Source organism: Hylemonella sp. W303a (assembly GCF_046452315.1).
Classification (GTDB): domain Bacteria; phylum Pseudomonadota; class Gammaproteobacteria; order Burkholderiales; family Burkholderiaceae_C; genus Hylemonella.
Genome location: NZ_JBKFDG010000003.1, coordinates 198634 through 220324 on the forward strand (window position 1 = coordinate 198634; position 21691 = coordinate 220324).

22 protein-coding genes and 1 pseudogene are annotated in these 21691 nt (G+C 65.6%); 13 read left to right on the forward strand and 10 right to left on the reverse strand.

Annotated elements, in window-relative coordinates; genetic code table 11:
- Positions 1-68: 68 nt before the first annotated feature.
- The 10 genes from ACLBKS_RS07125 (at position 69) to ACLBKS_RS07170 (ending at position 9563) form a co-directional block, all read left to right on the forward strand.
- The gene (locus ACLBKS_RS07125; RefSeq protein ID WP_410192104.1) at positions 69-635 is read left to right on the forward strand and encodes a pilus assembly protein PilP; all 567 of its coding nucleotides are present in this window, start codon (positions 69-71) and stop codon (positions 633-635) included.
- A 3-nt stretch (positions 636-638) separates the two neighbouring features.
- The gene (locus tag ACLBKS_RS07130) at positions 639-2195 is read left to right on the forward strand and encodes a type IV pilus secretin PilQ (protein WP_410192105.1); all 1557 of its coding nucleotides are present in this window, start codon (positions 639-641) and stop codon (positions 2193-2195) included.
- A 37-nt stretch (positions 2196-2232) separates the two neighbouring features.
- Positions 2233-2820, forward strand: a complete 588-nt coding sequence (locus ACLBKS_RS07135; RefSeq protein WP_410192354.1) for a shikimate kinase — start codon at positions 2233-2235, stop codon at positions 2818-2820.
- A gap of 84 nt (positions 2821-2904) precedes the next feature.
- Positions 2905-4140: a 3-dehydroquinate synthase gene (gene aroB / locus ACLBKS_RS07140; RefSeq protein ID WP_410192106.1), complete on the forward strand. Its 1236-nt coding sequence runs from the start codon at positions 2905-2907 to the stop codon at positions 4138-4140.
- 72 nt (positions 4141-4212) lie between these two features.
- The gene (locus ACLBKS_RS07145; RefSeq protein ID WP_410192107.1) at positions 4213-5379 is read left to right on the forward strand and encodes a deoxyguanosinetriphosphate triphosphohydrolase; all 1167 of its coding nucleotides are present in this window, start codon (positions 4213-4215) and stop codon (positions 5377-5379) included.
- A 29-nt stretch (positions 5380-5408) separates the two neighbouring features.
- The gene (locus tag ACLBKS_RS07150; protein WP_410192108.1) at positions 5409-6788 is read left to right on the forward strand and encodes a CynX/NimT family MFS transporter; all 1380 of its coding nucleotides are present in this window, start codon (positions 5409-5411) and stop codon (positions 6786-6788) included.
- Positions 6785-7360, forward strand: a complete 576-nt coding sequence (locus tag ACLBKS_RS07155; protein WP_410192109.1) for a DUF1415 domain-containing protein — start codon at positions 6785-6787, stop codon at positions 7358-7360. The genes ACLBKS_RS07150 and ACLBKS_RS07155 overlap by 4 nt, the downstream gene beginning before the upstream one ends.
- Before the next feature lie 14 nt (positions 7361-7374).
- On the forward strand, positions 7375-8382 hold the full coding sequence (locus tag ACLBKS_RS07160; RefSeq protein WP_410192110.1) for a class I SAM-dependent methyltransferase: 1008 nt from the start codon (positions 7375-7377) through the stop codon (positions 8380-8382).
- A gap of 39 nt (positions 8383-8421) precedes the next feature.
- Complete coding sequence (locus ACLBKS_RS07165; RefSeq protein WP_410192111.1) at positions 8422-9120, forward strand: REP-associated tyrosine transposase; 699 nt, start codon at positions 8422-8424, stop codon at positions 9118-9120.
- A 221-nt stretch (positions 9121-9341) separates the two neighbouring features.
- On the forward strand, positions 9342-9563 hold the full coding sequence (locus tag ACLBKS_RS07170) for a hypothetical protein (protein WP_410192112.1): 222 nt from the start codon (positions 9342-9344) through the stop codon (positions 9561-9563).
- 317 nt (positions 9564-9880) lie between these two features.
- Here the strand turns inward: ACLBKS_RS07170 and ACLBKS_RS07175 are convergent, their stop codons facing one another.
- The 3 genes from ACLBKS_RS07175 to ACLBKS_RS07185 all read right to left on the reverse strand — a co-directional run bounded on the left by ACLBKS_RS07175 (position 9881) and on the right by ACLBKS_RS07185 (position 11602).
- The gene (locus ACLBKS_RS07175) at positions 9881-10378 is read right to left on the reverse strand and encodes a hypothetical protein (protein WP_410192113.1); all 498 of its coding nucleotides are present in this window, start codon (positions 10376-10378) and stop codon (positions 9881-9883) included.
- 217 nt (positions 10379-10595) lie between these two features.
- Positions 10596-11081 (reverse strand): pyridoxamine 5'-phosphate oxidase family protein, encoded by a 486-nt coding sequence (locus ACLBKS_RS07180; RefSeq protein WP_410192114.1) that lies wholly within the window; start codon positions 11079-11081, stop codon positions 10596-10598.
- A 74-nt stretch (positions 11082-11155) separates the two neighbouring features.
- A complete protein-coding gene (locus ACLBKS_RS07185; protein WP_410192115.1) occupies positions 11156-11602 on the reverse strand; it encodes a GNAT family acetyltransferase in 447 nt (148 codons plus the stop codon).
- A 124-nt stretch (positions 11603-11726) separates the two neighbouring features.
- Here ACLBKS_RS07185 and ACLBKS_RS07190 point away from each other — a divergent pair, with 124 nt between their 5' ends.
- Positions 11727-12014: a DUF2277 domain-containing protein gene (locus ACLBKS_RS07190; RefSeq protein WP_410192116.1), complete on the forward strand. Its 288-nt coding sequence runs from the start codon at positions 11727-11729 to the stop codon at positions 12012-12014.
- A 154-nt stretch (positions 12015-12168) separates the two neighbouring features.
- Here the strand turns inward: ACLBKS_RS07190 and ACLBKS_RS07195 are convergent, their stop codons facing one another.
- Positions 12169-12738 (reverse strand): methyl-accepting chemotaxis protein, encoded by a 570-nt coding sequence (locus tag ACLBKS_RS07195; protein ID WP_410192355.1) that lies wholly within the window; start codon positions 12736-12738, stop codon positions 12169-12171.
- A pseudogene (locus tag ACLBKS_RS07200) lies at positions 12715-13452 on the reverse strand (PAS domain-containing protein); the annotation flags it as partial. The pseudogene ACLBKS_RS07200 and the gene ACLBKS_RS07195, both read right to left, overlap by 24 nt.
- 110 nt (positions 13453-13562) lie before the next feature.
- Here ACLBKS_RS07200 and ACLBKS_RS07205 point away from each other — a divergent pair.
- The gene (locus tag ACLBKS_RS07205; RefSeq protein WP_410192117.1) at positions 13563-13838 is read left to right on the forward strand and encodes a DUF2277 domain-containing protein; all 276 of its coding nucleotides are present in this window, start codon (positions 13563-13565) and stop codon (positions 13836-13838) included.
- A gap of 80 nt (positions 13839-13918) precedes the next feature.
- Here the strand turns inward: ACLBKS_RS07205 and ACLBKS_RS07210 are convergent, their stop codons facing one another.
- The 5 genes from ACLBKS_RS07210 to ACLBKS_RS07230 form a co-directional block, all read right to left on the reverse strand.
- The gene (locus ACLBKS_RS07210; RefSeq protein ID WP_410192118.1) at positions 13919-14452 is read right to left on the reverse strand and encodes a DinB family protein; all 534 of its coding nucleotides are present in this window, start codon (positions 14450-14452) and stop codon (positions 13919-13921) included.
- Between the two features lie 27 nt (positions 14453-14479).
- On the reverse strand, positions 14480-15184 hold the full coding sequence (locus ACLBKS_RS07215) for an ArsR/SmtB family transcription factor (protein WP_410192119.1): 705 nt from the start codon (positions 15182-15184) through the stop codon (positions 14480-14482).
- A 26-nt stretch (positions 15185-15210) separates the two neighbouring features.
- Positions 15211-15555, reverse strand: coding sequence for an antibiotic biosynthesis monooxygenase family protein (locus ACLBKS_RS07220; protein WP_410192120.1), 345 nt, complete (start codon positions 15553-15555; stop codon positions 15211-15213).
- Complete coding sequence (locus ACLBKS_RS07225; protein ID WP_410192121.1) at positions 15552-15890, reverse strand: NIPSNAP family protein; 339 nt, start codon at positions 15888-15890, stop codon at positions 15552-15554. Before ACLBKS_RS07225 ends, ACLBKS_RS07220 begins: the two co-directional genes overlap by 4 nt.
- 178 nt (positions 15891-16068) lie before the next feature.
- Positions 16069-16599: an NUDIX domain-containing protein gene (locus ACLBKS_RS07230; protein WP_410192122.1), complete on the reverse strand. Its 531-nt coding sequence runs from the start codon at positions 16597-16599 to the stop codon at positions 16069-16071.
- Between the two features lie 368 nt (positions 16600-16967).
- Between ACLBKS_RS07230 and ACLBKS_RS07235 the strand changes: the two genes are divergently transcribed.
- The gene (locus ACLBKS_RS07235; RefSeq protein WP_410192123.1) at positions 16968-21683 is read left to right on the forward strand and encodes a glutamate synthase-related protein; all 4716 of its coding nucleotides are present in this window, start codon (positions 16968-16970) and stop codon (positions 21681-21683) included.
- Positions 21684-21691 lie beyond the last annotated feature (8 nt).

The following is a 21691-nucleotide window of genomic DNA, read 5'->3' on the forward strand; positions in this document are numbered from 1 at the left end:
GTGCGTCATGCGCGAATGCACGCTGCACCGCCTGGGCTTCCCCGTGGATTCGCGCCTGGGCCCTGGTCATGACGCTGGCCTGGGCCTCGGTGCTGGCGGCTTGCGCGCCCACGTCACCCACGCAAGCACCCCTGGAAGCAAGCACGGAACTCACAGACCCCGCCGCCCTGCGCGCCTGGATGACCGAGCAGCACAGGGAGTTCGACGCGCGATCGTCGGTGACGACGGCGACGGCTCCCTCCCTGCCTGAGTTGCCCGATGCGTCCGTCATCGACCCTGCAGCGGCCGGTCGCAGCGCGGTCGCCGATCCCTTTGATGCGCGTCGTCTTTCTGATCGGGTTCCCATCCCAGGTCAGCGACCGGGGCGCACCGATCCGCCCCTGCAAGCCCTTCCTTTGTCCTCCTTGCGGATGGTGGGCAGCCTGCGCCGGGGCGAGGAGGTCGTCGCGCTGGTGCAGGCCGATGTGCAGATCTACCAGGTCCCGGTGGGTGCGCTCCTGGGCAAAAGCCAAGCCCAGGTGCTGCGCATCACCGAGGAGGGCATCACCGTGCAGGAGCCGCTGCGAGGGGTGCAGGGCCAGACGCCAGTCCAGTCGCCAGTCCGCACCATCACCTTGCCTTTGCAGGGGCGTTGAACCATGAAGACCTTGATGCTGCCTGCGCAGCCCGCCAACCTCATTCGCCTGATCCACCGCTGCGGAGGTTTCCTCCTCATCGGCGCCCTCCGCATCGGCGTGATCGGCGTCGCCACCGGTCTCGCGACCAGCCTCGGGCCCGCCCACGCAACGGCCATCGATGGGGTGCCGCCATCGAATGAGCCGACGACGGCGCGGGCAGAACCCCTCGTCGACCTGGTGCCCCGCACGGCCCGAGCCGCTCAAGCAGAAGAAGTGGCGTCACCGTCGCGCTACAGCGGAGAGAAGTTGACGCTCAACTTCCAGAACATCGACATTCGCGCCCTGCTGCAGGTGATCGCCGACTTCAGCGGATTCAACGTGGTCACTTCCGACAAGGTCAGCGGCAACGTCACCTTGCGCTTGCGCGATGTGCCGTGGGATCAGGCGCTCGACATCCTCCTGCAATCCAAGGGACTGGACCAGCGCCGCGAGGGCAACGTGCTCTGGGTCGCGCCCCGGCAAGAGATCGCGGCCCGCGAGCGGCAAGACAGCGAGGCCCGCGCCGCGCAAGAAGGGCTGGAGCCCTTGCGCACGCGCAGCTTTCAGCTCAACTACGCCAAGGCCGCCGACGTGGCCCAGCAACTCGGAGGGGCGGGCGCCGTGGGCGGATCGGCCAGCGCCGTGGCGGCCGCGCGCCTGTTGAGTCCGCGCGGCAGCGCGATCGCCGAGCCGCGCACCAACCAGCTCTTCGTGACCGACATCCACGCGCGCATGGAGGCCGTGCGCGCCTTGATCGCCAAGATCGACGTGCCAGTGCGCCAGGTGCTGATCGAGGCGCGCATCGTCGAGGCCTCGGACACGTTCAGCCGCTCCCTGGGCGCACGCCTGGGCGGCGTGGGTGGCCGCACGCCTTCGGGTGGGGCAGGCGCGGGCTTTGGCGGCAGCTACAGCGCCACGGCGGCAGGCGCTGGGGGCGGCTCCTTCGTCAACCTGCCGTCCCCCGGTCTGGGCGGTCAGCCCGCCGGGGTCTTCGCGGTGTCCATCTTCGGCGAGAGCGCCGCGCGCTTCCTCAACCTTGAAATCTCCGCGCTGGAGGCGGATGGCAAGGGCAAGGTGGTGTCCAGCCCGCGGGTGGTCACGGCGGACAAGGTCAAGGCCCTCATCGAGCAGGGCACGGAGTTGCCTTACCAGGTCTCGACCTCCAGCGGCGCGACCTCCATTTCCTTTCGCAAGGCCAATCTGATGCTCGAAGTCACGCCGCAGATCACGCCCGAGGGCAATGTGATCCTGGAGGTGGACGTCAGCAAGGATTCGGTGGGCCAGGACACCCAGGCCGGCTTCGCCATCGACACCAAGCACGTCAAGACCCAGGTTCTGGTGGAAAATGGCGGCACGGTCGTCATCGGCGGCATTTACACGCAGGAAGAGCGCGAAACCGTGTCCAAGATTCCCTTCCTCGGGGACTTGCCCGGCCTGGGTGCGCTGTTCCGCGCCAAGGAGACGCGCTCAGAAAAGCGGGAGATGCTGGTGTTCATCACCCCCAAGACCTTGACGGACTCCCTCCTTTCCACGCGCTGACCCTTTCTTTCTCCTGACTGTCTTGAATCCGGCTCCCTTGTTCATCAGCTTCGTTGGCATGCCTGGCTCGGGCAAGTCCACCGTCGGGCGCCATTTGGCGCGCCGTCTGAATCTGCCCTTCCACGACTCCGACCCCGTCATCGAACAGCGCATCGGCTGCTCCATCCGTGAGTTCTTCGAGCGTGGCAGCGAAGGTGGTGGCGAAACGCGTTTTCGTGACATCGAGGCCGAAGTCATCGCCAGCCTCTGCGCCCAAGGCAGCGCGCCGGACGGACCGGGCGGCGTGCTTTCCACCGGTGGCGGCGCGGTGCTGCGCGAGGCCAATCGACAACAGCTGCGCACGCGCACCCATGTGGTGTACCTGCGCGCGAGCGCGGAGGAGCTGATGCGCCGTTTGCGGCGCGACACGCACCGCCCCTTGCTGCAGGTGGAAGACCCCATGCAACGCCTGCGCGATCTGCTGGCTCAGCGCGATCCCCTGTACCGGGAGGTCGCGCACTTCACCATCGACACGGGGCGGCCCTCGGTGGCGTCTCTGGTCAACATGATCGTCATGCAGTTGGAGCTGGCCGGTCTGATCCCGGCGGACGCGGCCCGTCGACCTGCCACCGACCCAGCGCTCTAGGGCCTGCTCACACCAATTTGTCCCCGTCCTGCCACGCGCTTCATGCAGTCAGGCGCGGGGACTCACCCCACGTAAACTAGCGGGATGTCTTCCATCTCTCCCGTGGCGCCGGTGCCTGCGCCTTCGTCCATCCGCCCTGTGTCCTACGCCGTGTCCGATGCCGAGAACCTGCGGGACGGCGCGGCGCCGGGGGCCGAGGGTGATGGCACCTCGCCCCAGCAGGTGCGCATCGAGTTGCGCGCCTCGGGCGAGGACCGCAGCTACCCCATCTTCATCGGCAGCGGTTTGCTGTCGTGGTCGGCCAGCTTCGCGGGCCTGCCCAAGGCCTCGCAGGCGCTGATCGTCAGCAACACGACGGTGGCACCTTTGTACGCCGAGACACTGAAGCAAGCCTTGCAGGCGCACCACGCCCAAGTGACGGTGCTGGCACTGCCCGATGGCGAGCAGCACAAGGACTGGTCGACCTTGAACCTGATCTTCGACGCCCTGCTCAGCCAGGGCGCGGACCGCAAGACCGTGCTCTACGCCCTGGGCGGCGGCGTGGTGGGTGACATGACGGGTTTCGCCGCCGCGAGCTACATGCGCGGCGTGCCCTTTGTGCAGGTGCCGACGACCTTGCTGGCGCAGGTCGATTCCTCGGTGGGTGGCAAGACGGCCATCAACCACCCGCAGGGCAAGAACATGATCGGCGCCTTCTACCAGCCCAAGCGCGTGGTGTGCGACCTGGATGTGCTCAAGTCCTTGCCCGCGCGTGAACTCAGCGCGGGCCTGGCCGAGGTCATCAAGTACGGTCCCATCTTTGACATGGACCTGCTCGATTGGCTGGAGCAGCACATGGACGCACTGCGCGCGCTCGACACTGCGGCCCTGGCCCATGCCGTGCGCCGCAGTTGCGAGATCAAGGCCGAGGTGGTGGGACAGGACGAACGCGAAAGCGGCCTGCGCGCCATCCTCAATTTCGGCCACACCTTTGGCCACGCCATCGAGGCCGGCCTGGGCTATGGCGCCTGGCTGCACGGCGAGGCCGTGGGCTGCGGCATGGTGCTGGCCGCCACGCTGTCGCAGCGCCTGGGCCTGGTGGACGAGGCTTTCGTGGCGCGCCTCAAGCGCCTGATCGAACGCGCGGGCCTGCCCGTTGTGGCCCCGGTGCTGGACCCGAACGACAACGCCGGGCGTTACCTGGACCTCATGCGCCTGGACAAAAAAGCCGAGGCCGGTGAAATCAAGTTCGTGCTCATCGAGCGGCCCGGCCAGGCCTGCGTGCGCGGCGCGCCCGATGCGCTGGTGCGCGAAGTCATCGATGCTTGCGCAGCGGCTTGAGTGGCGGTTGGATGGGTGGGGTGACGGGTGTTTGATGCAGCGCTCACAAACCCAAAGCACGCGGCACCGGGCATGACCACGACACAGACGCTCGCCGCCTGGGCCAGCGACCCCGCGCGCAGCCGGGGTCGGCGCCACCCGCAGGCCCCCGCGCCCACGCGCAACGAACACCAGCGCGACCGCGACCGCATCGTCCACTCCACGGCCTTCCGTCGCCTGGTTTACAAGACCCAGGTCTTCCTCAACCACGAGGGTGACCTGTTCCGCACGCGCATGACGCACTCGCTGGAAGTGGCGCAGCTCGGACGCTCCATCGCGCGGGCCCTGGCCCTGAACGAAGACCTGGTGGAAGCCATCGCACTCGCGCACGACCTGGGCCACACGCCTTTTGGCCACACCGGGCAGGACGCGCTCAACGAAGCCATGCGCGAGCACGGCGGCTTCGAGCACAACCTGCAGAGCCTGCGCGTGGTTGACGAACTGGAAGAGCGTTACCCGGACTTCGATGGCCTGAACCTGACCTTTGAAACGCGCGAAGGCATCCTCAAGCATTGCTCCCGCGCCAACGCCGAGGCGCTGGAAGCGGCTGAACCCGATGGGGTGGCGCGGCGCTTTCTGGACCGCACCCAGCCCAGCCTGGAGGCCCAGCTGTGCAACCTGGCCGACGAGATCGCCTACAACGCGCACGACATCGACGACGGCGTGCGTTCCGGCTTGATCACGTTGGAGCAGCTGCAAGCCGTGCCCTTGTTCGACCACCATCGGCGCGAAGTGCTGCGCGAGCATCCTGACCTCGACGCCCCGCGTGCGGGCCGGCGCCTGCTCTACGAAAGCATCCGCCGCATGCTCAGCGCCCAGGTCTACGACGTGATCGCCGCGACCCAGGCCCGCTTGGCCGACAGCCACCCGGCCAGCGCCGACGAGGCGCGCCGCCTGCCGCCGCAAGTGGGCTTCAGCCCCGCCATGCGCGAGCAGTCCATCGCGCTCAAGCAGTTCCTGTTCCAGAACCTCTACCGCCACCCACAGGTCACGCAGACCATGGATCTGGCGCGCCAGGTCATCCAGGAGCTGTTCGCCTGCTACCGCGCCACGCCGCAGGAAATGCAACAGGGTTACGCCGACAAAGCCGCGCAGGCCGAGAGCCCCCAGCGCGTGGTGGCCGACTACATCGCCGGCATGACCGACCGCTACGCCAGCCGCGAGCACAGCCGCCTGACCGGGCGCACACTCTGGGAATGAAGCCCGTGCCGACAACGAACAAACGCCCGATGCCCTCGACTGCCCAGTCGACGCTCTCAACCCAGGCAACACAGAACGCCCGCACATCGTCGGTGACCTGGGTGGTCATCGTCGCGGGCGTGGCCGCGGCCCTGCACGTGGGCAAGCTGCCACCTGCCATACCCGTGCTGCGCGAGGCGCTGGGCCTGACGCTTGTGCAGGCCGGTTTCATGCTCGCGCTGGTGCAACTCGCGGGCATGCTGCTGGGCGTGGTGGCGGGCTTGCTGGCCGATGGCATGGGCTTGCGGCGCGGCATGATCGTCGGCCTGCTCTTGCTGGGCGTCAGCAGCGCGGCCGGTGGCCTGGCGCAGGACGCAACCGCCTTGCTGCTGCTGCGCGCGCTGGAAGGCTGCGGCGTGCTGATGGCCACCATGCCAGGCCCAGGGCTGATCCGGCGCATCGTGAGCCAGGAAGCCGGGGCGGCGGGCCCGACCCCTGGGCGGCTCAACGCCGCGCTCAGCCTGTGGAGCATGTACATGCCGGCGGGCACGGCCCTGTCCCTGCTGGTCACACCCTGGGTCATCGGCCTGATGGGCTGGGCCGCATCTTGGTGGGTCTTGGCGGCGCTGGCGCTGCTGGCGGCCGGGCTGGTCGCGCGTGTTCTGCCTGCCGACCCCGCGCGGCTTGCGCCCGCAGCGGTGCCAACCGAGGCGCAGGCCCATGACGCGACACCGGGGCGCCAGCCTGCACCGGCCCGCAAACCAGCGCAGGCCGACCCCTGGACGGCGCGCCTGGCCCAGACCTTGGGCGCCCTCGGTCCCTGGCTGTTGGCCCTGACTTTCGGGGTCTACGCCGCGCAGTGGCTGACCGTGGTGGGCTTCCTGCCCTCGGCCTACGCGCAGGCGGGTGTGTCGGTGCAATGGGCCGGTCTGCTGACGGCGGGCGTGGCGCTGATCAACATCGTGGGCAATGTAGGGGCCGGGCGTCTGCTGCAAGCCCAGGTGCCGGCGCCCGCCCTGCTGGGCACCGGCTTTGGTGTCATGGTGCTGTCGGCCTGCGTGGCTTTCGCCGACTGGCCGCATTGGTGGGCCATCGAGTCGGCCACGGCGGTGGGCCTGGCGCGCTACGTCGCCGTGCTGCTGTTCTCCGCCGTGGGTGGCGTCATCCCCGGCACGCTGTTCGCGCTCTCGGTGCGCTTGGCCCCGAGCGAACGCACGGTGGGCTCCACGGTGGGTTGGATGCAGCAGGGCTCGTCTGCGGGCCAGGTGCTGCTGCCGCCGCTGGCTGGCTGGCTGGCTCAGCGGGTGGGCGGCTGGCATTGGACCTGGGCCTTGACCGGTGCCTGTGCGCTCGCGGGGCTGGTGCTCACCTGGGGCATCGGCCGCCAACTGCGCCGACCCCTGCGTCGGCCCCAGGAGCAAGGCGCATGAGGCTGCCCTCTGATGACCCTCGCCACGCCACCGTGCAGGCCGACCTGCGGCACTGGCTGGAACAGGCCGTGATCGGCCTCAACCTCTGCCCCTTCGCCAAGGGCGTGCACGTGAAGGGGCAGATCCACTGGGCCGTCAGCGACGCGCGCGACACCGACGCCTTGCGCGAGGACTTGCGCGCCGAGCTGCTGGCCCTGGCCGAGAGCGACGCCGAGCAGCGCGACACCACGGTGCTGGCCGCGCCCTGGTGCTTGGACGATTTTCTGGATTTCAACGACTTCCTGGACGAAGCCGACGCCGTGCTCGAAGAGCTGGAACTGGACGGCACGCTGCAAATCGCCAACTTCCACCCGCACTACCAGTTCGCGGGCACCGTCGACGACGACGTGAGCAACAACACCAACCGCGCGCCTTACCCGGTGCTGCACCTGCTGCGCGAAAGCAGCATCGACCGCGCAGTGGCCGCTTACCCGGAGGCCGAGATGATTTACGAGCGCAACATCCAGGCGCTGGAGCGCCTAGGCGCGGCGGGCTGGGCCGCATTGAACATCCGCCGCAGCGTGGGGGAGTGAGCATGAACGCCGCCATGAAACCCCCGGCCCGCCACGCCAAGACGGACAAGGCCGCAAAAACAGGCAAGGCTGCTAAGACAGCCCAAGCCTCCGTGGCCGATGACCTGGGCCTGCGCCCCGGCCAGTCTTTGGAACTGCTGCAGGAACTGCACATCCTCACCCGCGAAGGCCGTCTCAACCAGGACAGCCGCCGCAAGCTCAAGCAAGTGCTGCACCTGTTCCAGTTCATCGAAGCGCTGCTGAAGGAACTGCCACCCGACGCCGCGCCGACCCTGGCCGACCACGGCGCGGGCAAGTCCTACCTGGGCTTCATCGTCTACGACCTGTTTTTCAGGGCGCCAGAGAATGAAGCACGGGGCGGCCACATCTACGGCATCGAAACCCGTCCCGAGCTCGTGCAGAAATCGCGCGAGCTGGCCGAGCGCCTGGGCTTCGAGCGCATGCGCTTCCTGAACCTCAGCGTGGCCGAGTCCGAGCGTGCGACCGAGTTGCCCGCGCGCATCGACGTGGTCACGGCCTTGCACGCCTGCGACACCGCCACCGACGACGCCATCGCCTTCGGCCTGGCCAAGCAGGCGCGTTTCATGGCCCTGGTGCCCTGCTGCCAGGCCGAGGTGGCCGGCGTGCTGCGCGGTGGCAAGGCCCTGGCCCTCGCGCGCACGCCGCTGGCCGAGCTGTGGCGCCACCCCCTGCACACGCGCGAGTTCGGCAGCCAGATCACCAATGTGCTGCGCTGTCTCTACCTGGAGGCCATGGGCTACCAGGTGACGGTGACCGAGCTGGTGGGCTGGGAACACAGCATGAAGAACGAGCTGATCCTGGCGCGCTACACCGGCCAGAAGAAACGCAGCGCCGCCGAGCGCCTGCGCGCCATGCTCGGCGAGTTCGGCCTCGAATCCCTGCTGCCCGTGCGCTACGCGCGCCTGGGCGCGGCTCACGGTCCGGCTCACGGCCGAGTTCAAGGTGCGGACCACGCCCCGGGCTCAGACTCGGGCGCAGACCCCAGCCCGGTCTCCGCCTGAAGCGGCGCGCTCAACACTCCGCCAGCAAGGCCTTCCACCATGGCACGCCTGCCCCGCCTCAGCGTCGCCGGTCATGCGCACCACGTGGTGCAGCGGGGCAACGACGGCCAGGCCATCTTCCGCGATGAGGTCGACCGGCGGCAGATGCTGCAACTGCTGGAGACGCAGGCGCGTGAACACCGCGTCGCCCTGCACGCCTACGTGCTGATGGACAACCACGTCCACCTGCTGCTCACCCCCGCCACGGCCGAGGGCCTGCCCAAGATGATGCAGGCCGTGGGCCGCCGTTACGTGCGTTGGTTCAACGACCGCCACGGCCGCAGCGGCACGCTGTGGGAAGGGCGCTACCGTTCCACCGTGATCGAGGCCGAGCGCCACCTGCTGCCCTGCATGGCCTACATCGACCTCAACCCCGTGCGCGCGGGCCTCGTGGCCCAGGCCGCGGACTACCCCTGGTCCAGCCACGTGCACCACATCGGCCAGCGCGCCGACCGCCTCGTCACGCCCCACGCCCTCTACTGGGCCTTGGGCAACACCCCCTTCGCGCGCGAAGCGGCCTACACCCGCCTGGTCGCCGAAGGCCTGAGCCAACAGCAGCAAGAGGCCCTGACCGATTCCGCCTTCAAGGGCTGGGCCCTGGGCGGCCACGAGTTCATGGCCGCGCTGCAGAAGCAGACGGCGAGGCGCTTGAGCAAGGGGAAGGCGGGGAGGCCGGCGGGGCGGGCTGAGCGAGAGTAGTTGTTTGCAGGGCCGCGGTGCAGCTCCACCCAGAATGTTTCTCGGTGGTAAGCCTAAATTTTTCGAATGGCATTGATTCGTTAAGTTCGGCAACACCGCTAGTACGGTAGTCGTTCTTCGTTCTAGCGAAGCTACCCTTAGAGACATTCTCTTACTGTAGAGGGGGGCTACATACTCATACTGGGAGTTAGGTGTTACCCCTGGCGACTTTGAATTGCCGCTTGACGATGCTGCAAGTTCCGTGTCGCCATGTCGGCGTGCTTTCGGTCAAGATCTTCCCTGATCACCTGCAACAGCCCAAGGTTCTCTGCCAGTCGTGTTCGAACCCTGTCAATCTCATCGTATGGGGCGACGGCGAGAGACTTGGCACCTCCGACAAAGGGCTTGGCGTCTTCAGCGAAGGAGCGAGCCTGTTCAACAAGTCGGATGGTGCTCTCATTTAGCAGCTTGAGGGAAGAGTGATTGGCAGAGCCTGAGAAGACTTCAGCCGTACGGCACTCTAGGATTAGTTCCTGGCCACGGGAGGATGTGCTCAGGGAGTTTGCCATGATCGCGGCAGCGGTCGTAGAGACCTCGCGTACTAAGGCCCGGCGTTCGGATTCCTCTGCCTGCTGTGCTGCCTTCTTTGCGAACGAAGCTGATTTGAATGCGGCCACAGCAGCGAACGCACCCCCAATAGCGCTTACAACAGCGGCGATGGCGCTTGCAATTTCGTACGGCGATGGCGCTGACATACGGTGCTCTTTCGTGATGTGAGGCGTTAATCGTATGTTGTCGTAATGATGAGGTGTGCCCGTTCACTAGGGCGAAACTCTCTCTGGTACTGTTCGAGAGCGTCGGCTAAGAATTCACTCGACGATCCACTATCCTTCTGGAGGTGAATATGGAAGTCAGACTGGTAGCCGACCTCTGAGAGTAACCGCAGGACGACAACTCCTTCGATCAGTATGGGTCGGGGCTTTTTCAGCCTGCGTCGTATGAGAGCGCGTACCGTGTCAACGTCGTAAATGAGTCCCTTGCCTTCAAGGATGAAGTTGTCTGACTCCAAGAGCGTCACATTGAAGTACCACGCGAGGAAGCGGCCTAGCGTGGTTTTTCCGCTGCCGTCGGCCCCGTCAATGCTTACGATCTTGCCCGGCAAATCGTGCAAGACCGGATTCAGTGCTTCGGCGACATTGTCGAAGAATGGTGGTCTGAATGGCATGGCGACTTCGGTGATGTCGACCGCAAAAGTTGGGAATAGCATCGACTGATGCATATCCTTTTGTCTCCTGAGCAACAAGCTAAGTGCGTGGTTAGCTTGAGGAGTTCAGACGAATATAGCGTTCTATCGCATGGATGACAGACATCTAAACCTAGAAAAACTGCGGCGTCACATCACAGCCACCATCGATCGCGACCTTGAGGCTAACCCTCTTCACCGAGACTCAGTGCCACGCAAAGAGCGGGCCGCGTTGCGCCTCGGGAAGTAGCCTCTAGAATCCGTCCTCGCCTGCTCGCCTTACCCCATAAACACGCAGCGCCGACGCAATCTGCATCGCCTCGCTGGTTTCCGCCGGGTACAAGAGATAGCTGGGTGCCAGGATGGGTTCCACCGCCGTGGCGCGCACCACGAACACGCTGTGAATGGGAAAGCGTTCGCCAGCCATCGCGCGCAGGGGCTCGACCCAGCGGGCGTACTCGGCGTCCGTGGGCTTGGCTTCCGTGGCCACGCCGAGCACCTTGTACCCCTTCTGGGCGAACACGTCGATGAAGCTGAGGCATACCTTGGCGTTGGCGCGGATGTTCTTCGCTGAACCCGGCGAGGCGATGTTTGCCACGACGATGTGCTCGTCGTCCAGGATGGCGAAGATCTCCTTGGGCGTGACGTTGGGTTGACCCGATGCGTCGGCTGTGGCCAGCCAGCAGAGCACGCTGCGCTGCGCCATGGATCGGATATCGGAGCCTAGGAGGGGGTTCATCGCAGCACGGGTGGTTGACCTCCAGTCTAGCTAGGCTGGCGCGACCGGCCCACAGCCTCCTCACCATGTGCGTGTCAGATCGTGTGCTGCGCGGGCACGTTCTCGTGCAAGACCTTGCCCATGCTGATGCGCGGCTCGACCGTGTAACCCAGTGATCTGTAGAACGCAGCCGTCGCCTCATTGCTGGCAAGCAGCTGAAGATTGACCTTCATGCAGCCCAATGAAACAAGCGCCTGCTCGGCGTGGCGAACCAAACGGGTGCCCAAGCCAGAACGCCGGAACTCCGGATGAACGGCAATCGCGTAGAGCCAGCCTCGATGACCGTCATAGCCCGCCATGGCTGTTCCAATCAAGCTCCGATTCTCTTCCGCCACGAAGAAGAGACCATCGTTCGCGTTCACCTTCTTTGTGATGGCGAGTGAAGGTTCGTTGTGAGCGGTCTCGTATCCGAACACGGTGCGCCACAGAGACACGACTTGCAGCCGGTCGGTGTGATCCTGATAGACGCGAAGGTTTGTCATGGATTCTTTCTTGCAGGGTAGAGGCGCAAGCAATGACTTCAAAATCAACAAAGGCTCATCGTCCCACTGGTGCTTCACCGCCAGTCTAGCTAGACTGGCGCGACCAACTCACCTCCGCCTCACCATGTGCCGCAACATCAAGACGCTCTTCAACTTCGAGCCTCCGGCGACCGAGCTGGAGATACGCGATGCCTCGCTGCAGTTCGTGCGCAAGCTCAGCGGCTTCTCGGTGCCTTCGCGGGCCAACGAGGCGGCTTTCAGTCAAGCCGTGGAAGAGGTCGCGGCCACGGCGCGCAGGCTGATGGCCAGCCTGGTCACCCATGCGGAGCCCCGCAACCGGCAGGCCGAAGCGCTCAAGGCCAAGGCGCGTTCGGCCAAGCGCTTTGGGGCGGAGACAGAACCCAGTTCGTGAAGGCCCGGGCCGTCGCAGTCCTTGGCCCCCGGGTTCTTGGTTCTTGATTGGCGGCAAGCGCTGATCGGCGCCCGGCTCACACCTCGTTCGGAATCAGCGCGAACAAGTCCGTCACGGCGAGGTGTTTCAGTGGCATCTCGCGCTTCCGCGGGGGCTACTTTGTACGCAGAGCCTGTACGGCGCTAACGACTTCGCCCGAGTCAGCCTTGATGCGCTGAATGTGTTGGACCACATCAGTTGCCAGCCCGACGCTGTCGTTAACAGCCTCGATGCTGGATTTCATGGCCAAGGTCAAACCCTCAACCTGTCGCTCGACCGCAGATATGACACTCACGATGCTCTGGGTGGCTTCCTTGCTGCTGGCAGCCAGTGAGCGCACCTCTCCAGCCACCACCGCAAAGCCTCGGCCTTGTTCACCGGCCCTTGCGGCCTCCACGGCGGCATTGAGCGCCAATAGGTTGGTCTGGTCGGCCACCCGACGTATCGCGTCCACCGCGTTGACGATGCTCCGCGTTTGTTCACCCAAGGCGGTCACTTCCTTGGAGGAACCCGCGATGGACTGCGCCGTGGACTGAATTCGCTGCACCACTTGCTCAACGGTGTCAGAGCTGCGCGATGAAAGCTCTTGCGTCTGCAGCGCGACGGTGTAGGCCTTGTTCACGCCTTCCTGGCGGGCTTGGCTTTCGAGTACGCTGGCGGTGACATCTGTTGCAAGCTTGACCACGCCTATGATCTCTCCGACCTCTGACTCGATGGGGTTATAGCTGGCAGTCAACCAGATGGGCGCGCCGGAGCGCGTGACTCGTTCAATCTGCCCCTGGTGATAGACCCCTCGGCGCAGGTCATCCCAGAAAGCAGCGTATTGGGGGCTGGAGACATAGTCCCGGCGGCAGAACATGCTGTGATGCTGGCCCAGGACATCGGTCTCCCGGTAACCCAGGGCCTTGAGGAAGTTCTCATTGACCCGTCGCACGTAACCCTCCGTGTCGAACGCGATGAGCGCCATTGAGCGGTTGATCGCCTTCATCACAGCCGACGTTTCCATGCGCTCATTGGTCTGCTGGGTCACGTCGTAGGCGAGCTTGACGACCCGGACCACCTCGCCGCGCCTGTTCTTGACAGGGGTGTAGGTCGCGCGCAGCCAGACCGTGCTGCCGTCACGATGACGCCGTTTGAAGAGTCCGCCGAAGGACTCCCCAGCGCGCAACTTGCGCCAGAACTCCTGGTACTCCGAACTGGCGGCGTACTCCTGAAAGCAAAGCTCCGAGTGGTGCTTTCCCTGTAGTTCGGCGGGGCTGAACCCAAAGATATTGCCAAACAAGACGTTGGCGGAAAGGACCTTGCCGTTGGGCTCCAAATTGACGATCGCCGTTGAGAGGTCTATTGCGCGACCTGTAGCGGTGGCCTGATTTCTTTGACGGATGAAGTTAAAGAGCATGCTAACCCCGGTAGTTTGTTGCGACCAGCTTATCTCACTCTTTGATTGGGAAAAAGAGATGAAATCGATTAGATGAATCAAGGGGCCAGCCGACTAAAACCCGCCCCACCATGTGCCGCAACATCAAGACGCTCTTCAACTTTGAGCCTCCGGCGACCGAGCTGGAGATACGCGATGCCTCGCTGCAGTTCGTGCGCAAGCTCAGCGGCTTCTCGGTGCCTTCGCGGGCCAACGAGGCGGCTTTCAATCAGGCCGTGGAAGAGGTCGCGGCCACGGCGCGCAGGCTGATGGCCAGCCTGGTCACCCATGCGGAGCCCCGCAACCGGGAGGCCGAAGCGCTCAAGGCCAAGGCGCGATCGGCCAAGCGCTTTGGGGCGGAGGCGTAACCCAGTTCGTGAAGGCCCGGGCCGTCGCAGTCCTTGGCCTCGGGTTCTTGATGGGCGGCAAGCGCTGATCGGCGCCTGACTCACACCTCGTTCGGAATCAGCGTGAACAAATCCGTCACGCCCAGGTCCACGCCCGCTTGGAACAGCAGCGTACTCGCTTGCCCGCGATGGTGGGTCTGGTGGTTGAAGAAGTGCAGCAGCACGGCGCCGAACTTGCGGGCCTGGGGCTGGCCGGAGGTGTTGGCATAACGCAGCGTCTCGGCGAGTTGCGCGGGCGTGAGTTGCTGGGCGAACTGGAGGATCACGGCGTCGAGTCGTGTGCGGTAGTCCCGCAATTCCGCGAACGAGCTCGCCAAGGGTTGGCGCAACGAGGTGGGCTTGGGAAAGTCCTGCATGGCCGTTTGCAAGTCGCCCAGCGCCGGGTGTTGTGCGAAGCGCTGCAGCCAGATGGTGTCCGCCACGGCGAGGTGGTTCAACGTTTCATAGAGGGAGCCGAAGAAGGCGCCACGGTCTTGCCGCAGTTGTTCATCGCTCAGTCGCGCCGCGGCTTCGTAGAGCTTGGCGTTCATCCAGCGGTTGTAGTCCGCCATCAGGGCGCAGGAGGAGGGTGTCATGGTCAGGGCAGGGCGTGAGCCAAGGGGCTACGGCATTGTTCGGGCTCCGTCGACCAGTCGGGGCAGCAGTTCCTGCACCCCGGTGGGCGTCAGCTCGACGGCGCGCCCCGTGCCGCGCCTCAGCCAGCCGCGTTCCAAAAAATGCTGCAGCAGTTCGTCGGCGAGTTGCCCCGCGAGGTGGTCACGGCGCTCGGACCAATCGAGGCAGCGGTAGGCGTAACGGCGTTTGCGCGTCGGCGCGGAGGGGGTGTAACCCAGCTCGGCCAACCAGGCCCGGCCGGGTTCGCTGACCTCAAAACCTTCCGGGCTGGCACGCAGGCCCTCGCGCTGCAGCAGGCTGTCGAACAGGCGCACGCCCAGGGCGCCGGCCAGGTGGCCGTAGCAGCAGCGGGCTTGGCGCAGCCGTTCGCGCTCGGGGCGCGACCAGGCGGCTTCGTGCGTGCCGCGCTCCGCCACCAGCGCCAGGGATTCGAGTGCGTGGGCCACGTCGGCGTCGGCCAGCCGGTAGTAGCGGTGCCGCCCGCGCTGTTCGCATTCGATGAACTGCGCCTCCAGCATCTTGGCCAAGTGCCCGCTGGCCGTGGCAGGTGTCACCGAGGCGGCGCGCGCCAGTTCACCCGCGCTGGCGTAGTCACCCGAGAGCAGGTAGGCCAGCATGCGCGAGCGCGCCGGGTCGGCCACGATGGCCGCCACCCGCGCCAGGCGCGGTTCGTGCGGTGAGGATGCGGGCACGCGTGACGGTGATGGGGGCATGGCCTTCAGAGCAGGGCTTGTCGTGAATCGTTGGGTGCATTGTCGCGGTCGTGCAGGCCGTAGTCACGCAGCACGGCCGCGACGCGCAGCCGGTAGTGCGCGAACAACTCGGCCCGGCCCGCTTGCTGTGCCGCGCGGTGTTCGGCCTGCTGACGCCAGGCACGCACCGCCTCCTCGTCGCGCCAGAAGCTGAGCGAGAGGTAACGGCCGGGGTGCGACAGGCTTTGGAAACGCTCAACCGAGATGAAACCCTCGATGCCGTCCAGTAGCGACCGCAGCTGCGCGGCCGTTTCGAAGTAGGCCGCTTCGGCGCCGGGTTTCGCTTCGAGTTCGAACAGGACGGCGATCATGGCCGCACCTGCCGGGGCTGGTTGATGGTGCTGGCCACGTCGTCCAGCCAGGTGCGTTCTTCGCGCAGGATGAAGCGTTGCGTCTGCGCCAGCTCGAAGTTGGCCCGGCCTTCTGGGTCCTGGCGCAGCACCGCGCGGTAGCGTTCGTAGGCCGCCAGGTCGTCGAAGCCGATCAGGCCCCAGGCGATGTCGTTCGTGCCTTCGTGCGGCAGAAAGTAACCCAGTAGATTGCCGCCGCAGCGCGGGATGATGCGGCCCCAGGCCTCGGCGTAGCGCTGGAAGGCGGCGCGCTGGAAGGGGTCGATCTGGTAGCGGATGAAGCAGGTGAGGGACATGGTGCGAGGGCTCCTGAAGTAAGAGCGCTCATTCTGGAAGTCACCGCACGGGGGATGTTTCGGCCTGGGCCGAAATGAAGAGGCCCAAATCCGCCGCAGCATGCGAAGCGGCCCGCAGGCACGCGCGAGCGCGTTGACCTGCCGAGATCGGCGCCAAAGCCGGAGGAGCGTCGTGCCCTCAAGGGGTGCGGGGTGCGAGCTCTTGCGGGTCCAGGCCTCGGCCGCGCAGCCAGTCGCGCAAGGCGTACCCGGTCGCGGCGGGCCAGTAGCGGGCCTGCTCGAAGTGCAGGTGCTTGTACTCGGCCAGTTCCTCGTTGAGCCGCACCGTGCCCTCGGCGGGCACGTGGTAGGCAATGATCAATTGGTTCATGCGCTCGAAGGTGTAGTGGCCGATGAAGTTCGCGCCCAGTGGCTTGAGGTTCAGCTCTTCTTCGACCTCGCGCTGCACCGCTTCGTGCGGCAGTTCGTGCTTTTCCAGAAAGCCGGTGACCAGGGCGAAGAAGCCCGGTGGCCAGGCCACGTTGCGGGCCAGCAACAAGCGGCCTTCATGCTCGACCACGGCGGCCACCACTGGCGTGGGGTTGTCCCACCAGACAAAGCCGCAACCCTCGGCCCGGCAGACGCGGCGCGTGAAGCCGCCTTCGACGCGGTCGTGCAGCGGGGCCGCGCAGCGCGGGCAGAACTGGAACTCGGGGGTGGCAGAGGTCATGACGCAGGTAGGGCGGGGGCGAAGGAAGAGGCGAGCGGGCGTGACGCAGAAGGCACCGGGCGCCAAAAACCATCTTCGCACGCCGCTGGAGGCCCTTGCCATGGGGGTAAGACGGTCCGCGCGGCATGCAAGTTGCTGAACACAGCACTCCGGCACAGCGCCCCGGCGCGGTCGAGCGGCTGTGGTTGGGCTGTCCTATGGCTCAGTCCCAGGGTGATTTATATGTGTCCCCAATTAAATTCCGATCAGAAAACTCGGTCTTTAAATTGGAATCTGACCCCTATTGTTTTCTTGGAAGGTCACTGAATCTGCTCTATGCTCGGCCCCCTTGTCATGATTAGCAGGAGCAGGCCATGAAGGATGGCGCGATGTCCGCGGTTGCCGAGATTCAGCATCTCGAGGAAACCGGTTTGTATTCGGGTGCGAACGAGCACGACGCTTGCGGCGTGGGCTTCGTGGCGCACATCAAGGGCGTCAAGACCCATGACATCGTGCGCGGCGCGCTCAAGATCCTGGAAAACCTGGATCACCGTGGCGCCGTCGGCGCGGACAAGCTGATGGGCGACGGCGCGGGCATCCTGATCCAGTTGCCGGACGCGCTGTACCGCGAGGAAATGGCCAAGCAGGGCGTGGAACTGCCGCCGCCGGGTGAATACGGCGTGGGCATGATTTTCCTGCCCAAGGAACACGCCTCGCGCTTGGCCTGCGAACAAGAGCTGGAGCGCGCCATCCGCGCCGAAGGCCAGGTGCTGTTGGGCTGGCGCGACGTGCCGGTGGACCGCGAGATGCCCATGTCGCCCACGGTGCGCACCAAGGAACCCATCATGCGCCAGGTCTTCATTGGCCGGGGCGCCGACGTCATCGTGCAAGACGCGCTGGAGCGTAAGCTGTACGTGATCCGCAAGACGGCCAGCGCCGCCATCCAGGCGCTGCAGCTCAAGCACAGCAAAGAGTATTACGTGCCCAGCATGTCCAGCCGCACGGTGGTCTACAAGGGCCTGCTGCTGGCGAACCAGGTGGGTGAATACTTCCTGGACCTGAAGGACCCGCGCTGCGTCTCGGCCCTGGGCCTGGTGCACCAGCGTTTTTCGACCAACACCTTCCCCGAGTGGCCGCTGGCCCACCCCTACCGCTACGTCGCGCACAACGGCGAAATCAACACGGTCAAGGGCAATTACAACTGGATGAAGGCGCGCGAGGGCGTGATGTCCTCGCCCGTGCTGGGCAACGACCTGAAGAAGCTCTACCCCATCAGCTTCGCCAGCCAGTCCGACACGGCCACCTTCGACAACTGCCTGGAACTGCTGACCATGGCGGGTTACCCGCTGTCGCAGGCCGTGATGATGATGATTCCCGAGCCCTGGGAACAGCACGCCACCATGGACGAGCGGCGCAAGGCCTTCTACGAATACCACGCGGCCATGATGGAGCCCTGGGACGGCCCGGCCTCCATCGTGTTCACCGATGGCCGCCAGATCGGCGCCACGCTGGACCGCAATGGCCTGCGTCCCTCGCGTTACTGCATCACCGAGGATGACCTGGTCATCATGGCCTCCGAATCGGGCGTGCTGCCGGTGCCGGAAAGCCAGATCGTGCGCAAGTGGCGCCTGCAGCCGGGTCGCATGTTCCTGATCGATCTGGAACAAGGCCGCATGATCGAGGACGAAGAGCTCAAGGCCAACCTCGCCCACAGCAAGCCCTACAAGCAGTGGATCGAGAACCTGCGCGTCAAGCTGGACGACGTGGAAAGCAGTGGCTCCGATGGCATTCCCGCCGCCGCCGCGAACGACCTGCTGGACCGCCAGCAGGCCTTCGGCATGACGCAGGAAGACATCAAGTTCCTGATGGCCCCGATGGCGACCAACGGCGAGGAAGGCATCGGCTCCATGGGCAATGACAGCCCGCTGGCCGTGCTGTCGGACAAGAACAAGCCGCTGTTCAACTACTTCAAGCAGTTGTTTGCCCAGGTGACCAACCCGCCGATCGACCCGATCCGCGAGGCCATCGTCATGTCCCTGGTCAGCTTCATCGGCCCGAAGCCCAACCTGCTGGACATCAACCAGGTCAACCCGCCCATGCGGCTGGAAGTGAGCCAGCCCATCCTGGACTTCGCGGACATGGCCAAGCTGCGCCGCATCGAGACCGCGACCCAGGGCAAGTTCCGCACCGCCACGCTGGACATCACCTACCCCCTGACCTGGGGCCATGAAGGCGTGGAAGCCAAGCTGGCTTCGCTATGCGCCGAGGCGGTGGACGCCATCAAGGGCGGCAAGAACATCCTGATCATCAGCGACCGCACCAGCAGCAGCCGTCAGGTGGCCATCCCCGCGCTGCTGGCGCTGTCGGCCATCCATCAGCACTTGGTGCGCGAAGGTCTGCGCACCAGCGCGGGCCTGGTGGTGGAGACCGGCGCGGCGCGCGAGGTGCACCACTTCGCCGTGCTGGCCGGTTACGGCGCCGAGGCCGTGCACCCCTATCTGGCGATGGAAACCATCGCCGCCATGCACAAGGAATTGCCGGGCGACCTGAGCGCTGACAAGGCCATCTACAACTACGTGAAGGCGATAGGCAAGGGCCTGTCCAAGATCATGTCCAAGATGGGCGTGAGCACCTACATGAGCTACTGCGGCGCGCAGCTGTTCGAAGCCATCGGCATCAACAGCGCGACCGTGGCCAAGTACTTCACCGGCACGCCCAGCCGCGTGGAAGGCATCGGTGTGTTCGAGATGGCGGAAGAAGCCATCCGCATGCACAAGGCGGCCTACAGCAATGACCCGGTGCTGGCCACCATGCTGGACGCGGGCGGCGAGTACGCCTGGCGCACGCGTGGCGAGGAGCACATGTGGACGCCGGACGCCATCGCCAAGCTGCAGCACAGCACGCGCGCCAACAACTTCTCGACCTACAAGGAATACGCCCAGCTCATCAACGACCAGAGCAAGCGCCACATGACGCTGCGTGGCCTGTTCGAGTTCAAGATCGACCCGGCCAAGGCGATTCCCGTGGAGGAGGTCGAGCCCGCGAGCGAGATCGTCAAGCGTTTCGCCACCGGCGCCATGTCGCTCGGCTCCATCAGCACCGAGGCGCACGCGACGCTGGCCGTGGCCATGAACCGCATTGGCGGCAAGAGCAACACCGGCGAGGGCGGCGAAGACCCGGCGCGTTACCGCAATGAGCTCAAGGGCATCCCGATCAAGAAGGGCGAAACGCTCAAGAGCGTGATCGGCGAAAGCCGCGTGGAAGTGGACCTGCCCTTGCAAGACGGCGACAGCCTGCGTTCCAAGATCAAGCAGGTCGCGTCGGGCCGTTTCGGCGTCACTGCCGAGTACCTGGCCTCGGCCGACCAGATCCAGATCAAGATGGCGCAGGGCGCCAAGCCCGGCGAAGGCGGCCAGCTGCCCGGCGGCAAGGTGACCGAGTACATCGGTTTCCTGCGCCACAGCGTGCCGGGCGTCGGCCTCATCAGCCCGCCGCCGCACCACGATATTTATTCGATCGAGGACTTGGCGCAGCTGATCCACGACCTGAAGAACGTGGCGCCGCACGCCAGCATCAGCACCAAGCTGGTGTCCGAGATCGGCGTGGGCACCATTGCCGCGGGCGTGGCCAAGTGCAAGAGCGACCACGTGGTGATCGCCGGTCATGACGGCGGCACGGGCGCCTCGCCCTGGTCGTCCATCAAGCACGCCGGTTCGCCCTGGGAAATCGGCCTGGCCGAGACCCAGCAGACCCTGGTGCTCAACCGACTGCGCGGCCGCATTCGCGTGCAAGCCGACGGTCAGATGAAGACCGGCCGCGACGTGGCCATCGGAGCGTTGCTGGGCGCGGATGAGTTCGGCTTCGCGACCGCGCCCCTGGTGGTCGAAGGCTGCATCATGATGCGCAAGTGCCACCTCAACACCTGCCCGGTGGGTGTGGCCACGCAAGACCCGGTGCTGCGCAAGAAGTTCAGCGGCAAGCCCGAGCATGTCGTCAACTATTTCTTCTTCGTCGCCGAGGAAGTGCGCCAGATCATGGCGCAGCTGGGCATCCGCAAGTTCGACGACATGGTGGGCCGCGCCGACCTGCTGGACACGAAGCAGGGCATCGCGCACTGGAAGGCCAAGGGCCTGGACTTCAGCCGCCTGTTCGCGCTGCCGTCCGCGCCCGCCGACGTGCCGCGCCGCCATGTGGAGGAGCAGGAGCACGGCCTGGAAAAGAGCCTGGACAACGTGCTGATCGAGAAATCGCGCGCGGCCATCGACAAAGGCCAGAAGGTGCAGTTCATCGAGGCGGCGCGCAACGTCAACCGCACCGTGGGCGCCATGCTCTCCGGCGCGGTGACCAAGGTGCACCCGCAGGGTCTGCCCGACAACACCATCCACATCCAGCTGGAAGGCACGGGTGGTCAGTCCTTCGGCGCCTTCCTGGCCAAGGGCATCACGCTCTACCTGATTGGCGAGGCCAACGACTACACGGGCAAGGGCCTGTCGGGCGGCCGTGTGGTGGTGCGGCCCAGCATTGACTTCCGCGGCGACGCCACGCGCAACACCATCGTGGGCAACACCGTGCTGTACGGCGCGACCACGGGCGAAGCTTTCTTCAGCGGCGTCGCGGGTGAACGTTTCGCGGTGCGGCTGTCGGGCGCGACGACGGTGGTCGAGGGCGTGGGTGACCACGGCTGCGAGTACATGACGGGTGGCACGGTGGCGGTGCTGGGCAAGACCGGCCGCAACTTCGCCGCGGGCATGAGCGGCGGCGTGGCCTACGTCTACGACGAAGACGGTAAGTTCGCCGAGCGTTGCAATACGTCCATGGTTTCGCTGGAGAAGGTCGTGCCGACCGCCGAGCAGGCGGGTGAGGCCGTGAACTGGCACCGCGGGCTCAGCGACGAGGCCCAGCTGAAGAAGCTGCTGGAGGACCACAACCGCTGGACCGGCAGCAAGCGCGCGCGCGAACTGCTGGACCACTGGAAGGACGCGCGCGGCAAGTTCGTCAAGGTGTTCCCCAACGAATACAAGCGCGCCCTGGCGGAGCGCAAGCCGAGTGCGGCGGAGGCCCCTGCCAAGTCCGCGGCGAAGAAGGAAGTGGCTCCGGCCAAGTAAGGAAAGAA